This is a genomic window from Pseudomonas sp. SAS7 (genome assembly GCF_052112345.1).
Classification (GTDB): Bacteria; Pseudomonadota; Gammaproteobacteria; order Pseudomonadales; family Pseudomonadaceae; genus Aquipseudomonas; species Aquipseudomonas putida_Q.
The window spans coordinates 102,226-122,336 of the sequence record NZ_JBEGGO010000013.1 but is presented as its reverse complement, the minus strand read 5'-3'; the positions used below and the strand labels follow the sequence as shown (position 1 = coordinate 122,336).

Genomic DNA, 20,111 nt, shown 5'->3' with positions numbered 1-20,111 from the left:
CGCGCGCGATATGGACAGTTTCGACCAGCACATTCTTACCCTGCTTCAGCGCGATGCCTCGCTCTCGCTCAAAGACCTGGCCGAGGCCGTCAACCTGTCCACCACGCCGTGCTGGAAGCGGGTCAAGCGCCTGGAAGAAGAAGGCTACATACTCGGCCGTGTCGCCCTGCTGGACCCCGAACGGCTGGGGCTGGGGCTGACAGTATTCGTCCAGCTCAAGACCCAGCGCCATGACAGCGCCTGGCTGGAGCAGTTTGCCGCGACTGTGACCGGGTTCGAGGAAGTGATGGAGTTTTACCGCATGTCGGGGGACTGGGATTACATGCTGCGGGTGGTGGTGGGGGATATTGCGGCGTATGACCGGTTCTACAAAAAGCTGATTACCCGTACCGATGGGCTGTCGAACATTACCTCCAGTTTTGCCATGGAGCAGATGAAATACACCACGGCCTACCCGGTGCATCGGTGATCAAGGGCTGCTTTGCAGCCCATTCGCGGCACAAGGCCGCTCCTACAGGGGAATGCGATCACCTGTAGGAGCGGCCTTGTGCCGCGAATGGGCCAGCTCAGGCAACCGATCAATCCGAAGCCAACACCGCCGCAATGCGGTTCCCCGCCTTGGCTTTCTCGACCTTGATCGCTACAAACTTCGAGGTCGGGGTGTAGGTCCCCTCGCCATAACTTTCCAGCGGCACCAGTGGGTTGGTCTCCGGGTAATACGCCGCCGCCTGCCCCTCAGGCACGTCATACGCCACCAGGCGGAACCCCGACACCCGCCGCTCTACGCCATCCTCCCACAGCGACACCAAGTCCACCTGCTCACCCGGCTCGAAGCCCAGGCGGCGGATGTCGGCCTCGTTGACGAACACCACTTCACGCAGGCCGAACACCCCGCGGTAGCGGTCATCCAGGCCATACAGGGTGGTGTTGTACTGGTCATGCGAGCGCAGCGTCTGCAGGATCAGGTCGGGCTTGTCACCCCGTGCCAGTACCTTGGCGTTGATCAACTCTTCCGGCAGTGCGTGGGGCATGAAGCGGGCCTTGCCTGTGGCCGTGCGGAAGCTGCGATCGGCGGCATTGTTGCCCAGGTGGAAACCGCCTGGGCTATGCAGGCGTTGGTTGAAGCCGGTGAAACCCGGGATCACGTCGGCGATCATGTCACGAATGCGGTTGTAGTCGGCCACCGCATACTCCCAGTCGATCGGCTGATTGCCCAGCGTGGCCTTGGCCATGCCGGCGACGATCCACGGCTCCGAGCGCATGTGCGGCGAACGCGGGCGCAACTGGCCGTTGGAGATGTGCACCATGCTGAAGGTGTCCTCCACGGTCACGCCTTGCGGCCCTTCGGCCTGCAGGTCGATTTCGGTACGGCCCAGGCACGGCAAGATCAGCGCATCGCGGCCGGTCACCAGGTGCGAGCGGTTGAGCTTGGTGGAAATCTGCACGGTCAACGCGCAGTTCAGCAGCGCCGCGTGGGTGCGCGGGGTGTCCGGGGTGGCTTGGGCGAAGTTGCCGCCCAGGGCGATGAACACCTTGGCCCGGCCCTCTTCCATGGCCTTGATCGCCAGCACCGCGTTGTGCCCATGGGCCCGCGGCACGCGGAACTGGAAGCGTTTTTCGATGGCATCGAGCAGCGCCGCCTTGGGCTTCTCGTCGATGCCCATGGTGCGGTCGCCCTGCACGTTGCTGTGGCCGCGCACCGGCGACAGGCCGGCACCGGGCTTGCCGACGTTGCCGCGCAGCAGCTGCAGGTTGACGATTTCCTGCACGGTCGGCACCGAATGGCGGTGCTGGGTGACACCCATGGCCCAGCACATGATCACCCGCTCGGCCTTGCGGTACATGCGTGCTGCCAGCTCGATCTCGGCCAGGGTCAGGCCCGACTGTTTGACGATGTGCGCCCAGGAGGTGGCGTCCACCGCCGCCAGGTAGCCATCGACGCCGCTGGTGTGCTCGGCGATGAAAGCATGGTCGAACACCGCCGGCTCGCCCTTGGCCTGGGCTTCGCGCTCCCACTGCAAGAGGAACTTGGCGATGCCACGCATGGCCGCCATGTCACCGCCCAAGGCCGGGCGGAAGTAGGCACTGGACGTCGGCTCGGAGCCGTTGCTGAGCATTTCGAACGGGTGCTGCGGGTGCTGGAAGCGCTCCAGGCCACGCTCTTTCAGTGGGTTGAAGCACACCACCTGGGCCCCGCGCTTGACCGCCTCACGCAGCGGTTCGAGCATGCGCGGGTGGTTGGTGCCGGGGTTCTGGCCGATGACGAAGATGGCGTCGGCCAGCTCCAGGTCGTGGAACACGACAGTGCCCTTGCCCACCCCGAGGGTTTCCGACAGGCCTGCGCCGCTGGCTTCGTGGCACATGTTCGAGCAATCGGGGAAGTTGTTGGTGCCGTAAGCGCGCACGAACAGCTGGTAGAGGAACGCCGCCTCGTTGCTGGCCCGGCCCGAGGTGTAGAACTCGGCCTCATCGGGCGACTGCAGCGCACGCAGGTGCGTGGCGACCAGCTCGAAGGCCTCCTGCCAGGTGGTTTCGACATAGTGATCGGTGGCAGCGTCGTAACGCATCGGGTGCGTGAGGCGGCCCTGGTATTCGAGCCAGTAGTCGGTCTGGTCCTTCAGCGCGCTGACACTGTATTTGGCGAAGAAGGCCGGGTCGACCGAGCGGCCGGTGGCTTCCCAGTTAACCGCCTTGGCGCCGTTTTCGCAGAACTTGACCATATCGCTTTCCGGCGACTCGCCCCAGGCACAGCCGGGGCAGTCGAAGCCGCCGTTCTGGTTGGTCTTGAGCATGGCCCGCAGGTTCTTGAAGGCATTTTCGCTGCCCAGCCAGCTTTTGGTGACGCTCTTGAGCGCCCCCCAACCGGCGGCGGCGCCTTTGTAGTCCCTGATGTGTTCGTCCTGGCTCATGCGATGAATCCTCACGCTTCGATGCTTTTTTCCAGCCTATTGAGCGTGAGGCAGGGGCGTCCAATCGAAAGATCTTACGGTGTGATAAGCGGTGTCGATCATGGGTTTCCAGGTGCTTGCCGTGCCATCTTCAGCGCCAGTGAGATCGAGCGCCGCCCGCGCGGCGCATCGCGAGCTGCGCTCGCTCCTACGTTTGTTTCGGGCCAGTAACGCCTGTGACAGGCGCGCGCGACCGCCTTGTTCGTACGACGCGATACCGAGCCATGCGCCAAAGCGTTCGCGCGCAACTCCCCCAGGAATAACTGGCCCAAACAAACGTAGGAGCGAGCGCAGCTCGCGATGCGCCGCGCGGGCGGCGCTCGATCTCACAGACGCTGAAGATGCCAAGTCAAGTGATAGATGCCGTCGATCAAGCAGTCGGACAAAGCAATTTGACGCCCCTGCGGCCAGGTTATAGCTTGGAGATGTGTCCCAACCCATTCGAGCGCGAACGTGGAACAGAACAGCCGGGCCCTGATTGACGGCTTCAACCGGAAAATCGACTACCTGCGGATGTCGGTCACCGACCGCTGTGACTTCCGTTGCGTGTACTGCATGGCAGAAGACATGCAGTTTTTGCCGCGCCAGCAAATCCTCAGCCTCGAAGAACTGTTCCAGGTGGCCGAGCGCTTCGTCGCCCTGGGCACCCGCAAGATCCGCCTGACCGGCGGCGAGCCACTGGTACGCCAGGGCATCGTCGAGTTGTGCGGGCGCATTGCCGCCCTGCCCGGCTTGCGCGAACTGTGCATGACCAGCAACGGCTCACAACTCGGGCGCCTGGCCCAGCCGCTGTTCGATGCCGGCGTGACGCGCCTGAACATCAGCCTCGACAGCCTGGACGCCGACCGTTTCAAGCAGCTGACCCGCACCGGCGACCTGCATCAGGTCATCGCCGGTATCGACGCCGCACGCAAGGCCGGCTTCAAGCGCACCAAGCTCAACTGCGTGGTGCTCAAGGGCCGCAACGATCATGAACTGGTCGACCTGGTGCGCTTTGCCATCGATCGCGAACTGGACATCACCTTCATCGAAGAAATGCCGCTAGGGGTGATCAGCGAGCACGAACGCGGCGAGTCGTTCTGCTCCAGTGATGAAGTACGTGAGCGCCTTGCCGCGCAGTTCACCCTGATCGAATCCACCGAATCCTCACAGGGCCCGGCCCGCTACTGGCGCCTGGCCGAAACCGCGAACACCCGGGTCGGCTTCATATCGCCGCACAGCCACAATTTCTGCGCCACCTGCAACCGCGTGCGCCTGACGGTCGAAGGCCGCCTGCTGCTGTGCCTGGGCAATGAACATTCGGTGGACCTGAAGCATGTGCTGCGCGCGCACCCTGGCAATGCCGAACGCCTGGAAAAGGCCATCCGCGATTCGCTGCACCTCAAGCCCTACCGCCATCACTTCGAAGTCGGTGGCGACGTGCAGATCCTGCGCTTCATGAACATGACCGGCGGCTAAGCGGCCGTCTCTGGAAATCCATGATCGTCCACCCAACCCCCGATGTGCTGCGCGTGCTGTTCACCCTCAAGGGTTCGATCGTCAAGCGCATTGCCCTGCGCTGCCTGATGGTGACCTTGCTGGCAGCATTGATCGTGCTGGTCGAGCGCCATTACCCGGCGTTTTTCTACCCGGTGAGTGCCACGCCGTTCACCTTGCTTGGCCTGTCGCTGTCGATCTTCATGAGCTTTCGCAACAACGCCTGCTATGACCGCTGGTGGGAGGGCCGCAAGGCCTGGGGCAAGCTGATCATCGAAACCCGCTCGTTCGTTCGTGAAAGCGTGGTCATTACAGATGAAAAACTGCGTGGCGACCTGCTGCGCAGCCTGTGTGGCTTCGCTCATGCGCTTAATGCACGGTTGCGTAACGAGGACGAACGGGTAGCTGCCAGACCGTGGTTGGCCCGGCCCGATGCGATCAGCCCACACAATGTGTGTGACGGCATCCTGCGTGAAATGGGCGAGCACTGTTCGCGCTTGGCCGCGCAGCAGCAGATCAGCGATTGGCGCTACAGCCTGCTGGAGCAGCGGCTGGTGGGGCTGACCGAAGTGCAGGCCACCTGTGAGCGGATCAAGGGTACACCCTTGCCGTTCCCCTATACGCTGCTGCTGCACCGCACCATCTACATCTTCTGCATTCTGCTGCCGTTTGCCCTGGCCGAGCCGCTGGGCTGGCTGGCGCCGCTGTTCACCACCATCGTGGGGTACACGTTCTTCGGGCTGGATGCGATTGGCAACGAGCTGGAAGACCCGTTCGGGCGTGATGAAAACGATTTGCCGACCGATGCCATGGTGCGGACTGTGGAGCGCGATGTGCTGGCGGGGTTGGGGGAACAGCAGTTGCCGCCAGCGTTGTTGCCGGTGGGGTATGTGCTGAGCTGAGCAAATGCGCCGTCCTGTGCTGGCCCTTTCGCGGGTAAACCCGCTCCCACAGGGACTGCACAAAGTCCAAAGGCAGTGGCGATCCTGTGGGAGCGGGTTTACCCGCGAAAGGGCCGGTACAGGACCCAGTTCAGCCCCGGCTTGCGCAGGCCTCGATCGGCAACAGGTGTTTGACGAAGTTGCACGGCCGGTGCCGGGCATCCAGCTGCTCGGCTAGAATCCCTTCCCATGCCGTACGACAGGCCCCGGTAGAGCCAGGCAGGCAGCACACCAACGTGCGGTTGGACAACCCGGCCAAGGCCCGGCTCTGCACGGTCGAGGTGCCGATATCCAGAATCGACAACGCCCGGAACAGCTCACCAAAACCGTCGATGCGCTTGTCCAGCAGGCACTCGACTGCCTCCGGCGTGCTGTCTCGCCCGGTAAAGCCGGTACCGCCAGTAATCAACACCACCTGCACCTGCTCATCGGCAATCCAGGTCGCCACCTGGGCGCGGATCTTGTACAGGTCGTCCTTGAGCAGCGCCCGCGCCACCAGCCGGTGGCCGATTTCTACCGAACGGCTGGCCAGCAGCTCGCCGGAGGTATCGTTGTCGTAGGTACGGGTGTCGCTGACGGTCAGCACGGCGATGTTCAGCGGTACGAAGACTGCATCGGGTTGGACGCGCACGGTAAAGCTCCTTGAATGGCATTGTCGCCACGCTAGAGGCACGGCCCGAGGGCGTCCAATCAATATGGCGTACCGGGCGATCAATGACATCTATCGCAGACGTGGGTTAAGGTCTGCATAACCAGACGCCAGGCACTTTCATGGACATCAAGCAGCTCAAGTTCCTCATCGCCCTCGACCAGACCCGCCACTTCGGCCAGGCGGCGGCGCTGTGCCATATCACCCAGCCGACGCTGTCCATGCGCCTGCGCAACCTGGAGGACGAACTGGAGCTGGTGCTGGTCAAGCGCGGCCAGCGCTTCGAAGGTTTCACCGAGGCCGGCGAGCGCATCCTGGCCTGGGCCCGCACCCTGCTCGCCGCCCACGACGGCCTGCAGGCCGAGGCCGCCAGCTGCCGCGGCCAGGTGGTCGGCAGCCTGCGCCTGGGTACGGTGCCGCTGGCCAGCTTCAACCCCATGCACCTGCTGCTGCCGCTGCGCGAAGAATACCCCGAACTGCACTTTCAGCTCAGCTCGCTGAGCTCGGAACAAGTCATCGACGGGCTCAGCCGCAACCAGCTCGACCTGGGTATCTGCTACCTGGACCAGGTCAACACCAGCTTTTTCGAAGTGATCGAACTGGGCACCACCACCATGGGCCTGCTGCACGACACCCGGCACTTCCAGTTTGCCGGCGACCCGCTGCGCTGGGATGCACTCAGCGACATACCACTGGGCCTGCTGAGCAAAGGCATGCACTACCGCCAATCGCTGGACCTGAGCTTCCGCAGCCGTGGCCTGGAGCCGAATGCGGTGCTGGAAAGCGACTCGACCTTCCAGCTGATCCAGGCTATCAACACCGGCATGTGCTGCGCGATCATGCCGCTGGACTGCGGCCTGGAAGACCTCAGCGAGCACCTGCGCATCGTGCCGGTGGCCGACGCCGCCATCCACAGCCAGGTCGGCCTGCTGTTGCGCCGCAGCGAGCCGCGCTCGGCGATTGCCGAACAGTGCTTCGCCGAGGCGCGAGCACTGTTTCAAGCCACCTGAGCGCTGGTTGCCTGGCGATACTGACGCGGGGTAAAGCCGGTCAGTTGCTTGAACTGGCGGCTGAAGGCGCTGTGGTCGGTGTAGCCGCAGCACATCGCCACTTCCGTGATCGGCAGGTCCGAATGCAACAGGCGATGGGCGTGCTCCAGGCGTGCCTTGTGGATCATCTGCCGGGGCGTGAGGTGGAACACCCGCTTGCAGTAGCGCTCCAGCTGGGCCACGGAAATACCGGCAATGCGGGTGAGCTCGCCCATGCTGATCGGCTGGTGAAAGTGCTGGCGAATGTGCTCGTCCACCGCGGCCAGGCGTTGATAGGCGGGGTGGCTGTCGGCGGCTGACTGCAGGTCGACCGAAATGCCGACCAGGCCGATGATCTCGCCCGCCTGATTGTACAGCGGGCGCTTGTGGGTCAGGCACCAGCCGGGTTCGAGGCTGCCGTACAGGTGCAGCTCCAGTTGGTCCTCCAGTACCATCCCCTCCTTGAGCACCCGGCGGTCCTGTTCGGTGTAGCCGGGGCCCAGCTGTGCCGGGAACACTTCGGCGCTGGTCTTGCCCAGCAGCGGTTGCAGGCGCTTGAGGCCGCAGCGCTGGACCAGGGTGTTGTTGGCCAGCACGTAGCGGGCGGCCGGGTCCTTGATGAAGATGGCGGCGTTGGGGATGGCGTCGAGGATCGGCAGCAGCAGCGATACACCGGCGAGCAGGGCCTCGAGGGTGGCGGGGCGGTGCTGGTCGAGGGACTGGTAGAGGGTTGCCAGGGGGGTGTTGGTCATCTTCTCTATCTCGGTTTGCTGGGCCGGCCTCTTCGCAGCGCAAGGCTGCTCCTACAGGTCTTGATAGCCATGCGGTCCTTGTAGGAGCAGCCTTGTGCTGCGAAGGGGCCAGCACTGCCACTGCATCTCTCAAACCCTTATCCGGTATGGCCTACAGCCTATCCACCAGCCCACCCTGGCCGCCAGTTTTTTTTGCAACTGTGCCGATTTCGTCATCCCCCCTGCAGAAAACCATCAAGAACCGTCGCCACGACCGGTTCACTCTATGCCCCACGCAAGCCGCCCAAGTCCTACAAGAGCGCGGCCCAAAAAGCCGCATCTCGTGACATCAGACCTGCCTATCCAATAACCAACAAAAAGGCGAACCCATGTCAGGCAAATTCAAAAAACAGTTATCACTGCTGGACCTCACCTTCATCGGCCTAGGGGCCATTTTCGGCTCCGGTTGGCTGTTCGCCGCCAGCCACGTGTCGGCCATCGCCGGCCCGGCCGGCATCCTCTCCTGGTTCCTTGGCGGGTTCGCCGTACTGCTGCTGGGCATCGTCTACTGCGAGCTGGGCGCCGCCCTGCCCCGCGCCGGTGGCGTGGTGCGCTACCCGGTTTACTCGCACGGCCCACTGCTCGGCTACCTGATGGGTTTCATCACCCTGATCGCCTTTTCCAGCCTGATCGCCATCGAAGTGGTCGCCTCACGCCAATACGCCGCCGCCTGGTTCCCCGGGCTGACCAAGGCCGGCTCCAGCGACCCGACCGTGCTCGGCTGGCTGGTGCAGTTCGCCCTGCTGGGGCTGTTCTTCTTCCTCAACTACCGCAGCGTGAAAACCTTCGCCAAAGCCAACAACCTGGTCAGCGTGTTCAAGTTCATCGTGCCGCTGCTGGTAATCGGCGTGCTGTTCACCTTCTTCAAACCAGAAAACTTCGAGGTCCACGGCTTTGCCCCGTTCGGCCTGTCCGGGGTGGAAATGGCCGTGTCGGCAGGCGGCATCATCTTCGCCTACCTGGGCCTGACGCCGATCATTTCGGTGGCCAGCGAGGTGAAGAACCCACAGCGCACCATCCCGATTGCGCTGATTCTTTCGGTATTGCTGTCCACAGCGATTTACGCCCTGTTGCAACTGGCCTTCCTCGGCAGCGTGCCGACCGAAATGCTGGCCAACGGCTGGACCAGCGTGACCAAGGAACTGGCCCTGCCCTACCGTGACATCGCCCTGGCCCTGGGTGTGGGCTGGCTGGCCTACCTGGTGGTGGCCGACGCCGTGATCTCGCCCAGCGGCTGCGGCAACATCTACATGAACGCCACCCCGCGGGTGATCTATGGTTGGGCGCAGACTGGCACCTTCTTCAAGTACTTCACCCGCATCGATGCAGAGTCCGGCATCCCGCGCCCGGCCCTGTGGCTGACGTTTGGCCTGTCGGTGTTCTGGACCCTGCCGTTCCCCTCGTGGGAAGCGCTGATCAACGTGGTATCGGCTGCCCTGGTACTGAGCTACGCCGTAGCCCCGGTCACCGTCGCCGCCCTGCGCCGCAATGCACCCCACATGCCGCGCCCGTTCCGGGTCAAGGGCATGGCCGTGCTCGGCCCGCTGTCGTTCATCATCGCCGCGCTGATCGTGTACTGGTCGGGCTGGAACACCGTGTCGTGGCTGCTGGCCCTGCAAATCGTGATGTTCGTGCTGTACCTGCTGTGCAGCCGTTTCGTACCCACCCAGCACCTGTCGCTGGCCCAACAAGTGCGCTCGTCGGCGTGGCTGATCGGCTTCTACGCGGTGACCATCCTGCTGTCGTGGCTGGGCAGCTTCGGTGGCCTGGGGGTAATCGGCCACCCGCTCGACACCGTGGCCGTGGCCGCCTGCGCGCTGGGCATCTACTACTGGGGCGCCGCGACTGGCGTGCCTGCCCACCTGGTGCGCCTGGAAGGTGAAGACGAAAGCGAAGCCGCCGCTGAAACCTATGCCAGCCGCCCTGCCGCCGTCGCTTCCTGATCTTTTACGCAAGGGACAAGCCCATGAAACAGATACACGTCATCGACTCCCACACTGGCGGCGAACCAACCCGCCTGGTGATGAAGGGCTTCCCGCAACTGCACGGCCGCAGCATGGCCGAACAGCGCGACGAACTGCGCGAGCTGCACGACCCATGGCGGCGTGCCTGCCTGCTGGAGCCACGCGGCAACGATGTGCTGGTCGGCGCGCTGTATTGCCCACCGGTGTCGGCTGACGCCACCTGCGGGGTGATCTTCTTCAACAACGCCGGCTACCTGAACATGTGCGGCCACGGCACCATCGGCCTGGTCGCCTCGTTGCAGCACTTGGGCCTGATCGCACCGGGTGTGCACAAGATCGACACCCCGGTCGGCCAGGTCAGCGCCACCCTGCATGAAGACGGCGCCATCACCGTCGGCAACGTGCCCTCCTACCGCTACCGCCAGCAGGTGGCGGTGGATGTACCCGGCCATGGCGTGGTGCGTGGCGACATCGCCTGGGGCGGCAACTGGTTCTTCCTGGTTTCCGAGCACGGCCAGCGTATCGAGCTGGGCAACCGTGAGGCGCTGACCGAGTACACCTGGGCCATGCTAAAGGCCCTCGAAACCCAGGGCATCACAGGCGAAAACGGCGCGCCTATCGACCACGTCGAGCTGTTTGCCGACGACGCCAACGCCGACAGCCGCAACTTCGTGATGTGCCCCGGCAAGGCGTACGACCGCTCCCCGTGCGGCACCGGCACCAGCGCCAAGCTGGCCTGCCTGGCCGCCGACGGCAAGCTTGCCGAAGGCCAGACCTGGGTACAGGCCAGCATCACCGGCAGCCAGTTCCATGGCCGCTATGAGCGCGACGGCGAGCACATTCGCCCGTTCATCACCGGCCGCGCCTACATGACCGCCGACAGCACCCTGCTGATCGACGAACAGGATCCGTTCGCCTGGGGCATCTGAGCCCCGGCTTTTTCGCAAACCCAATTTCGCCAGGAGTAACAACAATGACCAACAACATCTTCACCGGCACCATGCCCGCCCTGATGACCCCGTGCACTGCGGAACGCAAGCCGGACTTCGACGCGCTGGTGCGCAAGGGCCACCAGCTGATCGAGGCTGGCATGAGCGCCGTGGTGTACTGCGGTTCGATGGGCGACTGGCCACTGCTGACCGAGGCCGAGCGCCAGGAAGGTGTGGCGCGCCTGGTGGCCGCCGGCATCCCGACCATTGTCGGCACTGGCGCGGTGAACACCCGTGAAGCGGTAGCGCATGCCGCCCACGCGGCCAAGGTCGGCGCCGCCGGCCTGATGGTCATCCCCCGCGTGCTCAGCCGCGGCGCTTCGCTGATCGCCCAGAAGCACCACTTCTCGGCCATCCTCGCCGCCGCGCCCAAGCTGCCAGCGGTGATCTACAACAGCCCCTATTACGGCTTCGCCACCCGCGCCGACCTGTTCTTCGAACTGCGCCGCGAATTCCCCAACCTGATCGGCTTCAAGGAATTCGGTGGTGGCGCCGACCTGCGTTACGCCGCCGAACACATTACCTCCAAGGATGACGACGTGACCCTGATGGTGGGCGTGGACACCCAGGTGGTGCATGGCTTCGTCAACTGCAACGCCACCGGCGCCATCACCGGCATCGGCAACGCCCTGCCCCGTGAGGTGCTGCACCTGGTAAGCCTGAGCAAGCAGGCGGCCAAGGGCGATGCCAAGGCCCGCCGCCTGGCGCGCGAGCTGGAAGCGGCGCTGGCGGTGCTGTCGTCGTTCGATGAGGGCTGCGACCTGGTGCTGTACTACAAGCACCTGATGGTGCTGAACGGCGATAGCGAGTACAGCCTGCACTTCAACGAAACCGACGTGCTGACCGACGCCCAGCGCAACTATGCCGAGCAGCAGTACGCGTTGTTCCGCAACTGGTACGCCAGCTGGTCGGCCGAACAGAACATCGCCTGACCCTTGCCCTGCTTGGCCCTTGTAGGAGCGGCCTTGTGCCGCGAAAGGGCTGCAAAGCAGCCCCGGGGTTTCCACGCAGATGCACAAATTGCTGGGGCTGCTTTGCAGCCCTTCGCGGCACAAGGCCGCTCCTACAAGGGTTGCGGTTCACCTTGATACCCGAATTTGATTCACAAGGAGGCTACATGACCCTCACCGGCAACATGCTGATCGGCCAGACGCCGGTAACCGGCAGCCGCGAAGCCATCCGCGGCATCGACCCGGCCACCGGCCGGCCGCTGGAACCGGCCTACCTGGGCGGCACCGGCGAACACGTGGCCCAAGCCTGCGCCCTGGCCTGGGCGGCGTTCGATGGCTACCGCGAAACCACGCTCGAACAACGGGCACAATTCCTCGAAACCATCGCCACCCAGATCGAAGCACTGGGCGATGCCCTGATCGACCGCGCCGTGGCCGAAAGCGGCCTGCCCAAGGCGCGTATCCAGGGCGAGCGTGGCCGCACCTGTACCCAGCTACGCACCTTCGCCCGGGTAGTGCGGGCCGGTGAATGGCTGGATGTGCGGGTCGACAACGCCCAGCCAGAACGCCAGCCCTTGCCGCGCGCCGACCTGCGCCAGCGCCAGGTGGCCCTGGGGCCGGTAGCCGTGTTCGGCGCCAGCAATTTCCCGCTGGCCTTCTCGGTGGCCGGTGGCGATACCGCATCGGCATTGGCGGCTGGCTGCCCAGTAGTGGTCAAGGCCCACAGCGCCCACCCTGGCACCAGCGAACTGGTCGGCCAGGCGGTGGCGCAAGCGGTGAAGCTGTGCGGCTTGCCGGCCGGCGTATTCTCGCTGTTGTACGGCTCCGGCCGTGAGGTCGGCATTGCGCTGGTCAGCGACCCACGCATCAAGGCCGTTGGCTTTACCGGCTCACGCAGTGGTGGTATCGCGCTGTGCCAGGCGGCCCAGGCACGCCCGGAGCCGATCCCGGTGTACGCCGAAATGAGCTCGATCAACCCGGTGTTCCTGTTCGAGGCAGCCCTGCAGGCCCGCGCGGAAGCGCTGGCGCAAGGTTTCGTCGCCTCGTTGACCCAAGGTGCCGGCCAGTTCTGCACCAACCCCGGCCTGGTGATTGCCCCCCAAGGGCCGGCGTTACAGCGGTTTATCGACGCTGCCAGCGAGCACGTTCGCCAGGCCGCTGCGCAAACCATGCTCACCCCGGGCATCTTCAGTGCTTACCAGGCCGGTGTCAGTGGCTTGGCAGGAAACGCCAATGCCCAGGCTGCGGCCAGCGGCCAGGCAGGGCAAGGCCCCAACCAATGCCAGGCGCAATTGTTCGTCACCCAAGCCGAAGCCTTCCTCGCCGACCCGGCGTTGCAAGCTGAAGTGTTCGGCGCGGCCTCGCTGGTGGTGGTGTGCGCCAGCGATGAACAGGTACGCCAAGTGGCTGAGCACCTGGAAGGCCAGTTGACCGCGACCCTGCAACTGGACGATGCCGACATCGACCGCGCCCGTGCGCTGCTGCCGACCCTTGAACGCAAGGCTGGGCGCATTCTGGTCAATGGCTGGCCGACCGGCGTCGAGGTGTGCGATGCCATGGTCCATGGCGGGCCGTTCCCGGCCACCTCCGATGCCCGTACGACTTCGGTGGGCACGGCGGCGATCCTGCGCTTCCTGCGGCCGGTGTGCTACCAGGACTTCCCCAATGCCCTTCTGCCGCAGGCCTTGCAGCATGGCAACCCGCTGCAACTGCGGCGCCTGCTCGACGGCAAACGGGAAGGCTGAGCATGGTCGAAAACCCTGAAGCCGATATCGCCGTGGTGGGCGCCGGCATTGTCGGCGTTGCCTGTGCCCTGCAACTGGCCCGCCAGGGCCGCCGGGTGCTTTTGGTCGACCGCCAGGCACCCGGCCATGGGGCGTCCTATGGCAACGCCGGGCACCTGGCCACCGAGCAGGTGTTCCCGATTGCCGACCTGTCGATCCTCAAGCGCTTGCCGCGCATGTTGCTGGACCCGATGGGCCCGCTGCGCCTGGACTGGAAATACCTGCCCACGGCCATGCCCTGGTTCACCCGCCTGCTGCTCAACCTGCGCCCGGCCCCGTTCCAGCGCAGTGTGGCCGGCATCCGCACGCTGAACGAGGCCAGCCTGGGTGCCTGGCAGCGGCTGCTGGGCTCGATTGGGCGCAGCGAACTGTTCCAGGAGGATGGTTCGTTGCTGGTGTTCGAGAAGCCTGAGTCACGCCAGGCGCTGGAGGCGTTGCGCACCCGCATGCAACAGCAGGCGGTGCCGGTGGACGTCTGGTCGGCCGACACCGTGCGCGAGGCAGCGCCGCAACTGAGCCCGACACTGCTGGGCGGGCTGTTCTTTCCGCGCACCGGGCACTTCATCGACCCTTACCGGGTAGTGTGCGAATTGTTCGAAGCGGCCAAGGCCAGCGGCGTGCGCTTTGTTCAGGCGCAGGTCGATGGCGGGCAGTTGCACAGTGCCGGCGTTAGCCTGGCCAGCGACCAGGGCACGCTCAATGCCCGCCAGGTGCTGATCAGCTGTGGTGCCCATTCTGCGAAATTGACCGCCGCGCTGACGGGCAAGCGGGTACCGCTGGACACTGAGCGCGGTTATCACCTGATGTTGCCGGGTGAGCACCAGCGCCTGCCGTTTGCAGTCACCTCGCTGGAGCGCAAGTTCATCATGACGCCCATGGCCGAAGGCTTGCGCCTGGCCGGCACGGTGGAGTTCGCCGGGCTGGAGGCACCGCCGAGCATGCAGCGGGCGTGGCAGTTGCACCGGTTGAGCCAGGGGTTGTTCCGGCAAGACTTGAGCGTCGAAGGGGCGACGCCGTGGATGGGTTTCCGGCCTTCGTTACCGGACTCGTTGCCGGTGATCGACCGGGTGTGTGATGGGCGGGTGCTGTTGGCGTTTGGGCATCAGCACCTGGGGTTGACCCAGGCGGCGGTGACGGCGGAATGGGTGGGGCGGTTGGCTGAGCGGGCCGCGGGGCCAGAGGTGGGAACCTACCGGTTGGATCGGTTCTAGATTCGGGGGCCGCCGGGCGGCCCATTCGCGGCACAAGGCCGCTCCTACAAAGAGCACGCGTTATCCTGTAGGAGCGGCCTTGTGCCGCGAATGGGCTGCATGGCAGCCCCTCCAAGCCTCAGCGATAGCGCTCAAGCCAGTGCGCATACGGCGCCGGCAAGGTCCAGGAGGCTTTCTCCACCCCCAGTTCCTTGGCCGCGAAGTACGCCCAGTGCGGATCGGCCAGGTGCGCACGCCCTACCGAAACCAGGTCCAGCTGGTTTGCCTGCAACGCGGCCTCAGCCAGCTGCGGTGTGCCAAAGCCCCACGCCGAAGTCACCGGCAGCTTCGCCTCGCGGCGCACACGCTCGGCAATCGGCCCCATGAACGCCGGGCCCCACGGGATGTTGGTCTCGGGGATGGTGAAACCGACACTCACGCTCAGCAGGTCCAGGCCGCCTGCCTTGAAGCGGCGCGCCAGTTCGATCGACTCATCCAGGGTCTGCTCGTCGCGGCCATCGTATTCCAGCACACCAAAGCGCGCGGTCAGCGGCAGGTTTTCTGGCCACACTTCACGCACCGCAGCCAGGGTTTCCAGCAGGAAGCGGCTGCGGTTGTCAAAGCTGCCACCGTAGGCGTCGGTCCGCTTGTTGGAGTGCTCGGAGAAGAAGCTCTGGCCCAGGTAGCCATGGGCAAAGTGCAGTTCGATCCATTCGAAGCCGGCATCACGCGCCCGGCGGGCGGCATCGACGAAGTCCTGCTTGACCCGGGCGATGTCGCCCAGCGTCATTTCGCGTGGCACTTTCGGCAGGTGCGCGCCAAAGGCAATGGCGGACGGGGCAATGGTTTCCCAGCCGCGCGCGTCGTCGGTGGCGATGTGGTCGTCACCCTCCCACGGGCGGTTGGCGCTGGCCTTGCGCCCGGCGTGGGCGATCTGAATGCCCGGCACGGAACCTGCGGCCTTGATGGCCTGCACCACCGGTACGAATGCCTGGGCGTGAGCATCGCTCCAGATACCGGCACAACCGGGGGTGATGCGCCCTTCCGGTGCCACCGCAGTGGCCTCGACCACCAGCAGCCCGGCACCGCCACGGGCCAGGCCGGCCAGGTGCACGTGGTGCCAGTCGTTGATCATGCCGTCTTCGGCCATGTATTGGCACATCGGCGGAATGGCAATGCGGTTACGCAGGGTGACGTCTTTGAGGCTGTAGGGTTCGAACAGTGCGGACATGGGAAACTCCGGGTTCATCTGAATACTGTTGTTCGATCATAATCGAACTATGGCAATTAGTGAAACCCCCGTTATCATGTCGGCCATGCGAGCCTATAAACATCCCGACGCTGAAGACCTGATCCTTGAACGCCTGCTCTATGCGCTCAGCGACCCCGTGCGCCTGGAAATCGTCCGCCATCTGGCCGGCGTTGCCGAGGCCAGTTGTGGCGAGCTGGACGGGGGGCGGCCCAAGTCGAGCATGTCGCACCACTTCCGCGTGCTCCGTGATGCGGGGTTGGTGCATACCCGCAATGTGGGGACGACCCATATGAATTCATTGCGCAGCGAAATGCTGGGCGAGCGTTTTCCCGGGCTGCTGGAGTGCATCCTGCGCCAGAGATGATTTTTGCCGCAGGCCCTGGGGATAGTGATGAACCCGTGGGCCCATCAATGCGTCGAACCGCCGCGGCAAGGTCCTAACAGGCAAAAAAAAAACCACGAGGTTTCCCCCGTGGCTTCTTTCACAACAATGGCCGATTACAGCGCCATGTCGTTCTCAGGCTTGCTTTCAACCGGCTCGCTCGCAGCGCCACCGAAGTCAACGCTGGCGTCGATCACTGGCGGTTTCTCCAGCTGCAGCACTTCAGCGGTGTAGTTCCACTCTTTCTGGGTGGCCGCTGCCGAATCGTTCAGCTTGGTGCCATAGCTCGGCACGATCTGCTTGATCTTGGCCTGCCACTCTGGGGTAGCGACCTTCTCCTTGAACACGGTTTCCAGCACGTTCAGCATGATCGGCGCAGCAGTCGAAGCACCTGGCGAAGCGCCCAGCAGGCCGGCAATGGTACGGTCTTCGGACGCGACCACTTCGGTACCTAGCTTCAGCACGCCGCCCTTCTCGGCATCACGCTTGATGATCTGCACACGCTGGCCGGCCTGCCACAGGCGCCAGTCTTCCTTCTTGGCATTCGGGAAGTAGGTGCGCAGGGCTTCGAAGCGGTCATCGTCAGACAGCATCAGCTGGCCAGCGAGGTACTCCACCAGCGGGTACTGCTCGATACCGACCTTGGTCATCGGCCACACGTTGTGAGTGGTGGTGCTGCTCAGCAGGTCCAGATACGAGCCGTTCTTCAGGAATTTGGTCGAGAAGGTGGCAAACGGGCCAAACAGGATCACGCGCTTGCCGTCCAGCACGCGGGTGTCCAGGTGCGGTACCGACATGGGTGGCGCGCCGGTCGAGGCAATGCCGTAGGCCTTGGCCATGTGCTGCATGGCCACGGTCGGGTTCTCGGTCACCAGGAACGAGCCGCCCACCGGGAAGCCTGCGTATTCCTTGGCTTCAGGAATGCCCGACTTCTGCAGCAGCTTCAGTGCGCCACCGCCGGCACCAATGAACAGGAACTTGGCGTCGGTAGCCGATTCGGTACCGTCCTTCAGGTTCTTGTACTCGACGTGCCAGGAGCCGTCCTTGTTGCGGGTGATGTCCTGCACTTCGCTGGACAGCTTCAGGTCGAACTTGTCCTGGGTCTTCAGGTGGCCGACCATCTGGCGGGTGATCTCGCCGAAGTTGACGTCGGTGCCGATTGGCGTCCAGGTCACGGCCAGCTTCTGGTTCGGGTCGCGCCCTTCCATCATCAGCGGGACCCACTTGGCGATCTGCGCGTGGTCCTCGGAGTACTGCATCGGGCGGAACAGCGGGCTGGCCTGCAGCGCGTCGTAGCGCTTTTTCAGGAACTTGATGTTGTCATCGCCCCACACGAAGCTCATGTGCGGAGTGGTGTTGATGAACGAGTGCGGGTTCTTCAGCACGCCCTGGCGAACCTGCCAGGCCCAGAACTGACGGGAGATCTGGAAGGCTTCGTTGATTTCGATGGCCTTGGAGATATTGACGTTGCCGTCTTTGTCTTCCGGGGTGTAGTTCAACTCGGCCAGCGCGGAGTGGCCGGTACCGGCGTTATTCCAGCCGTTGGAGCTTTCTTCAGCCACGCCGTCCAGGCGCTCGACCATCTCCATCGACCAGCTTGGCTCCAGCTCGTGCAGCCACACAGCCAGGGTGGAGCTCATGATGCCGCCGCCGACCAGCAGCACATCTACTTTTTTGGTTTCTGCGGCGTGCGCTTGCATGAAGCTCGCAGCGACAGCCAGACCCAGCAAGGTCTTGCCAGCTTTCTTGAACATTGATCTATTCCAGTCAGGAGAACGGAGGGAGGGCCTGTGGCTGGCCCAGGTGTTCCGTGTTCTTCAGCGCAGGCTTGTTGTTGATCATTGTTCGGCAGCCAGAGAACCAGAAAACGACTCGGCCTTTTGTCGAATTGACCGACAGGGCTGAATCGTTTTTCTGATTGTATCCGAAATGCCAGCGCAAACAAATTGCCGGTCCTCGCGTCAAGGTGACGGGTTGTCCCAGGGCATACCCGCAAGCTTTGCAGTGATTGCAGTATTCTCTCGGCGCCCCTACTATTGCGATCATTTCTCATTCGCACCATTATGCGCTCGCGCCGGATGCCGCCGTGGTTTCGATCCCAGAGTTGAACACCTCGCTCCATACCCTGTACCACAGCCACTCGCGCTGGTTGCTCGGCTTTCTGTACCGCCGGTTAGGCAGCCGCTGCGATGCCGCCGACCTGGTGCAGGACACCTTCGTGCGCATCCTCAACCGCCCTAGGCAGTTTGACGGTGAACGCGGCGAGCGCTCGTACCTGGCGACCATCGCCCGCGGCCTGTGCGTGGACCACTGGCGCCGGCAAAAGCTGGAACAGGCCTGGTTGCAGCAGCTGGCCTTGCAGCCCGAGGCACTGCAACCCTCCCCCGAACAGCGCGCGATCATTGTCGAGACCCTGCACGAGGTGGACACCATGCTGCTGCGTTTGCCGAGCAAGGTGCGCCAGGCATTCCTGCTGGCGCAGATCGATGGCCTGGCCTACCGCGATATTGCCGCACACATCGGGGTGAGCGAACGTATGATCAAGAAGTACCTGGCCCAGGCGTTCCTGCATTGCGCCATTCTTGAAGCCGAACTCGACGGCTTGTTGGTGGAGTGACGCCATGACCGCGCCCGCGCAAAAACTCAGCCACGCCAGCCTGCAGCAGGCCGCGCACTGGTACGTGCAGTTGCAGGACGAAAACGCCGCACCGCAGTTGCACACGCAGTGGCAACACTGGTTTGACCAGCACGGCGACCATCAGGCGGCCTGGCACTATGTGCAACGGGTCGGCCAGCGTTTTGCCCCGTTGCAAGCCGAAGGCGCCGCTGCGGGCCGGGCACTGCGCGAGCACGACGCGCGTCGCTTCAGCCGGCGCACCGGGCTCAAGTCGCTGCTGGTGCTTGGCGCCAGCTCGCTGCTTGGCTGGCGGGCGTGGCACGGTGCTCCTTTGTCGGGCTGGGATGCCGACATGGCCACCGGCATCGGTGAAACCCGCCAAACCCGTCTGGCCGATGGCAGCCAGTTGTGGCTGGGGGCGCAGAGCGCCGTGGACATGGAGTTTTCCACCCTCAGCCGGGTACTGCGGCTGCGTTTTGGCGAGCTGCTGGTGGAAACCGCCCACGACCAGCGCCGCCCGTTCTTCGTCGACACTGCCCAAGGGCGCATGCAGGCGCTGGGAACACGCTTTGCAGTTTGCCAGCTGGGCGAAAATACCCGGCTGGATGTATACGCCGGCGCCGTGGAGGTGTGCACGGCTCAAAGCGGCGAGCGCTGTATCGTGCCAGCGGGCCAGCAGGTGGACTTCAGCGCTCAGGCAATCAGCAACACTCGCCCGGCCCAAAGCGCCGGCGAATCGTGGATTTACCACCGCCTCAATGCCGAAGACATGCCATTGGCGCATTTGCTGCAAACGCTGGGGCGCTATCGCCACGGGCACCTGGGTTGGCACCCGGATGTCGCCAAACTGTCGGTGATGGGTGCCTTCCCGCTCAACGATACCGACCGGGCACTGGAGTTGTTGCAAGCGGCATTGCCGGTGCGGGTGCAGCGGCTGACACCTTGGTGGGTCACAGTCGAGCCTGCCTGATTGGCACCTGTTTCAAGGCAAACACAACCCCTGTAGGAGCAGCCTTGCGCTGCGAAGAGGCCGGTAAGGCTAAAGATTATCTTGGCTGCAGTGGCCTCTTCGCAGCACAAGGCTGCTCCTACACAGAAACGCGGAAGCCTGAGTGATGGTGCTACCCACGTACATCAGCGCCAACCCATA

General features: G+C 64.1%; 17 protein-coding genes. 12 read left to right on the top strand and 5 right to left on the bottom strand.

Going from position 1 to position 20,111, the window contains the following annotated elements; all coding sequences use genetic code 11:
- The first annotated feature begins 10 nt into the window (after positions 1 to 10).
- Positions 11 to 469: an Lrp/AsnC family transcriptional regulator gene (locus ABI582_RS20675; protein WP_264360388.1), complete on the top strand. Its 459-nt coding sequence runs from the start codon at positions 11 to 13 to the stop codon at positions 467 to 469.
- Positions 470 to 578: 109 nt separating this feature from the next.
- Here ABI582_RS20675 and ABI582_RS20670 read toward each other — a convergent pair whose 3' ends face one another.
- Positions 579 to 2,909, bottom strand: a complete 2,331-nt coding sequence (locus tag ABI582_RS20670) for an FdhF/YdeP family oxidoreductase (RefSeq protein ID WP_442120137.1) — start codon at positions 2,907 to 2,909, stop codon at positions 579 to 581.
- A gap of 492 nt (positions 2,910 to 3,401) precedes the next feature.
- On the opposite strand from ABI582_RS20670, the gene moaA reads away from it, so the two are divergent.
- Positions 3,402 to 4,406, top strand: a complete 1,005-nt coding sequence (moaA, locus tag ABI582_RS20665) for a GTP 3',8-cyclase MoaA (RefSeq protein ID WP_081238205.1) — start codon at positions 3,402 to 3,404, stop codon at positions 4,404 to 4,406.
- Between the two features lie 20 nt (positions 4,407 to 4,426).
- A complete protein-coding gene (locus ABI582_RS20660; RefSeq protein ID WP_368976420.1) occupies positions 4,427 to 5,326 on the top strand; it encodes a bestrophin family protein in 900 nt (299 codons plus the stop codon).
- A gap of 130 nt (positions 5,327 to 5,456) precedes the next feature.
- Here ABI582_RS20660 and moaB read toward each other — a convergent pair whose 3' ends face one another.
- Positions 5,457 to 5,996 carry a molybdenum cofactor biosynthesis protein B gene (moaB, locus tag ABI582_RS20655; protein ID WP_043204243.1) on the bottom strand — a complete coding sequence of 180 codons (540 nt, stop codon included), beginning with the start codon at positions 5,994 to 5,996 and terminating at the stop codon, positions 5,457 to 5,459.
- A gap of 140 nt (positions 5,997 to 6,136) precedes the next feature.
- Here moaB and ABI582_RS20650 point away from each other — a divergent pair, with 140 nt between their 5' ends.
- The gene (locus ABI582_RS20650; protein WP_442120136.1) at positions 6,137 to 7,024 is read left to right on the top strand and encodes a LysR family transcriptional regulator; all 888 of its coding nucleotides are present in this window, start codon (positions 6,137 to 6,139) and stop codon (positions 7,022 to 7,024) included.
- On the opposite strand, the gene ABI582_RS20645 is transcribed toward ABI582_RS20650, so the two are convergent.
- Positions 7,012 to 7,794: a helix-turn-helix domain-containing protein gene (locus ABI582_RS20645; protein ID WP_442120135.1), complete on the bottom strand. Its 783-nt coding sequence runs from the start codon at positions 7,792 to 7,794 to the stop codon at positions 7,012 to 7,014. The genes ABI582_RS20650 and ABI582_RS20645 overlap by 13 nt on opposite strands.
- A 368-nt stretch (positions 7,795 to 8,162) precedes the next feature.
- Between ABI582_RS20645 and ABI582_RS20640 the strand changes: the two genes are divergently transcribed.
- The 5 genes from ABI582_RS20640 (at position 8,163) to ABI582_RS20620 (ending at position 14,731) form a co-directional block, all read left to right on the top strand.
- On the top strand, positions 8,163 to 9,776 hold the full coding sequence (locus ABI582_RS20640) for an APC family permease (RefSeq protein ID WP_442120134.1): 1,614 nt from the start codon (positions 8,163 to 8,165) through the stop codon (positions 9,774 to 9,776).
- A 23-nt stretch (positions 9,777 to 9,799) separates the two neighbouring features.
- The gene (locus ABI582_RS20635; RefSeq protein WP_138737197.1) at positions 9,800 to 10,726 is read left to right on the top strand and encodes a 4-hydroxyproline epimerase; all 927 of its coding nucleotides are present in this window, start codon (positions 9,800 to 9,802) and stop codon (positions 10,724 to 10,726) included.
- Positions 10,727 to 10,770: 44 nt separating this feature from the next.
- Positions 10,771 to 11,718 (top strand): dihydrodipicolinate synthase family protein, encoded by a 948-nt coding sequence (locus ABI582_RS20630; protein WP_442120133.1) that lies wholly within the window; start codon positions 10,771 to 10,773, stop codon positions 11,716 to 11,718.
- Positions 11,719 to 11,903: 185 nt separating this feature from the next.
- Complete coding sequence (locus tag ABI582_RS20625; protein WP_442120132.1) at positions 11,904 to 13,481, top strand: aldehyde dehydrogenase (NADP(+)); 1,578 nt, start codon at positions 11,904 to 11,906, stop codon at positions 13,479 to 13,481.
- Positions 13,482 to 13,483: 2 nt separating this feature from the next.
- Complete coding sequence (locus ABI582_RS20620) at positions 13,484 to 14,731, top strand: NAD(P)/FAD-dependent oxidoreductase (protein ID WP_442120131.1); 1,248 nt, start codon at positions 13,484 to 13,486, stop codon at positions 14,729 to 14,731.
- 118 nt (positions 14,732 to 14,849) lie between these two features.
- Here the strand turns inward: ABI582_RS20620 and xenA are convergent, their stop codons facing one another.
- A complete protein-coding gene (gene xenA / locus ABI582_RS20615; RefSeq protein WP_338744915.1) occupies positions 14,850 to 15,941 on the bottom strand; it encodes a xenobiotic reductase XenA in 1,092 nt (363 codons plus the stop codon).
- Between the two features lie 49 nt (positions 15,942 to 15,990).
- Between xenA and ABI582_RS20610 the strand changes: the two genes are divergently transcribed.
- Positions 15,991 to 16,326: an ArsR/SmtB family transcription factor gene (locus tag ABI582_RS20610; RefSeq protein ID WP_442120130.1), complete on the top strand. Its 336-nt coding sequence runs from the start codon at positions 15,991 to 15,993 to the stop codon at positions 16,324 to 16,326.
- Positions 16,327 to 16,460: 134 nt separating this feature from the next.
- Here the strand turns inward: ABI582_RS20610 and mqo are convergent, their stop codons facing one another.
- The gene (gene mqo, locus ABI582_RS20605; protein ID WP_019473514.1) at positions 16,461 to 18,098 is read right to left on the bottom strand and encodes a malate dehydrogenase (quinone); all 1,638 of its coding nucleotides are present in this window, start codon (positions 18,096 to 18,098) and stop codon (positions 16,461 to 16,463) included.
- Between the two features lie 332 nt (positions 18,099 to 18,430).
- Between mqo and ABI582_RS20600 the strand changes: the two genes are divergently transcribed.
- Together ABI582_RS20600 and ABI582_RS20595 are read left to right on the top strand one after the other, a co-directional pair.
- Entirely contained in the window at positions 18,431 to 18,961 is a 531-nt protein-coding gene (locus ABI582_RS20600; protein ID WP_442120129.1) for a sigma-70 family RNA polymerase sigma factor, read from the top strand.
- Between the two features lie 4 nt (positions 18,962 to 18,965).
- Positions 18,966 to 19,931, top strand: a complete 966-nt coding sequence (locus ABI582_RS20595) for a FecR domain-containing protein (protein ID WP_442120128.1) — start codon at positions 18,966 to 18,968, stop codon at positions 19,929 to 19,931.
- Positions 19,932 to 20,111: the final 180 nt, after the last annotated feature.

Coding starts and splice junctions, on each gene's coding strand:
- ABI582_RS20675 (WP_264360388.1), top strand. CDS start 11: ATGGACAGTTTCGACCAGCACATTCTTACCCTGCTTCAGCGCGATGCC.
- ABI582_RS20670 (WP_442120137.1), bottom strand. CDS start 2,909: ATGAGCCAGGACGAACACATCAGGGACTACAAAGGCGCCGCCGCCGGT.
- ABI582_RS20660 (WP_368976420.1), top strand. CDS start 4,427: ATGATCGTCCACCCAACCCCCGATGTGCTGCGCGTGCTGTTCACCCTC.
- ABI582_RS20650 (WP_442120136.1), top strand. CDS start 6,137: ATGGACATCAAGCAGCTCAAGTTCCTCATCGCCCTCGACCAGACCCGC.
- ABI582_RS20645 (WP_442120135.1), bottom strand. CDS start 7,794: ATGACCAACACCCCCCTGGCAACCCTCTACCAGTCCCTCGACCAGCAC.
- ABI582_RS20640 (WP_442120134.1), top strand. CDS start 8,163: ATGTCAGGCAAATTCAAAAAACAGTTATCACTGCTGGACCTCACCTTC.
- ABI582_RS20635 (WP_138737197.1), top strand. CDS start 9,800: ATGAAACAGATACACGTCATCGACTCCCACACTGGCGGCGAACCAACC.
- ABI582_RS20630 (WP_442120133.1), top strand. CDS start 10,771: ATGACCAACAACATCTTCACCGGCACCATGCCCGCCCTGATGACCCCG.
- ABI582_RS20625 (WP_442120132.1), top strand. CDS start 11,904: ATGACCCTCACCGGCAACATGCTGATCGGCCAGACGCCGGTAACCGGC.
- ABI582_RS20620 (WP_442120131.1), top strand. CDS start 13,484: ATGGTCGAAAACCCTGAAGCCGATATCGCCGTGGTGGGCGCCGGCATT.
- xenA (WP_338744915.1), bottom strand. CDS start 15,941: ATGTCCGCACTGTTCGAACCCTACAGCCTCAAAGACGTCACCCTGCGT.
- ABI582_RS20610 (WP_442120130.1), top strand. CDS start 15,991: ATGGCAATTAGTGAAACCCCCGTTATCATGTCGGCCATGCGAGCCTAT.
- mqo (WP_019473514.1), bottom strand. CDS start 18,098: ATGTTCAAGAAAGCTGGCAAGACCTTGCTGGGTCTGGCTGTCGCTGCG.
- ABI582_RS20595 (WP_442120128.1), top strand. CDS start 18,966: ATGACCGCGCCCGCGCAAAAACTCAGCCACGCCAGCCTGCAGCAGGCC.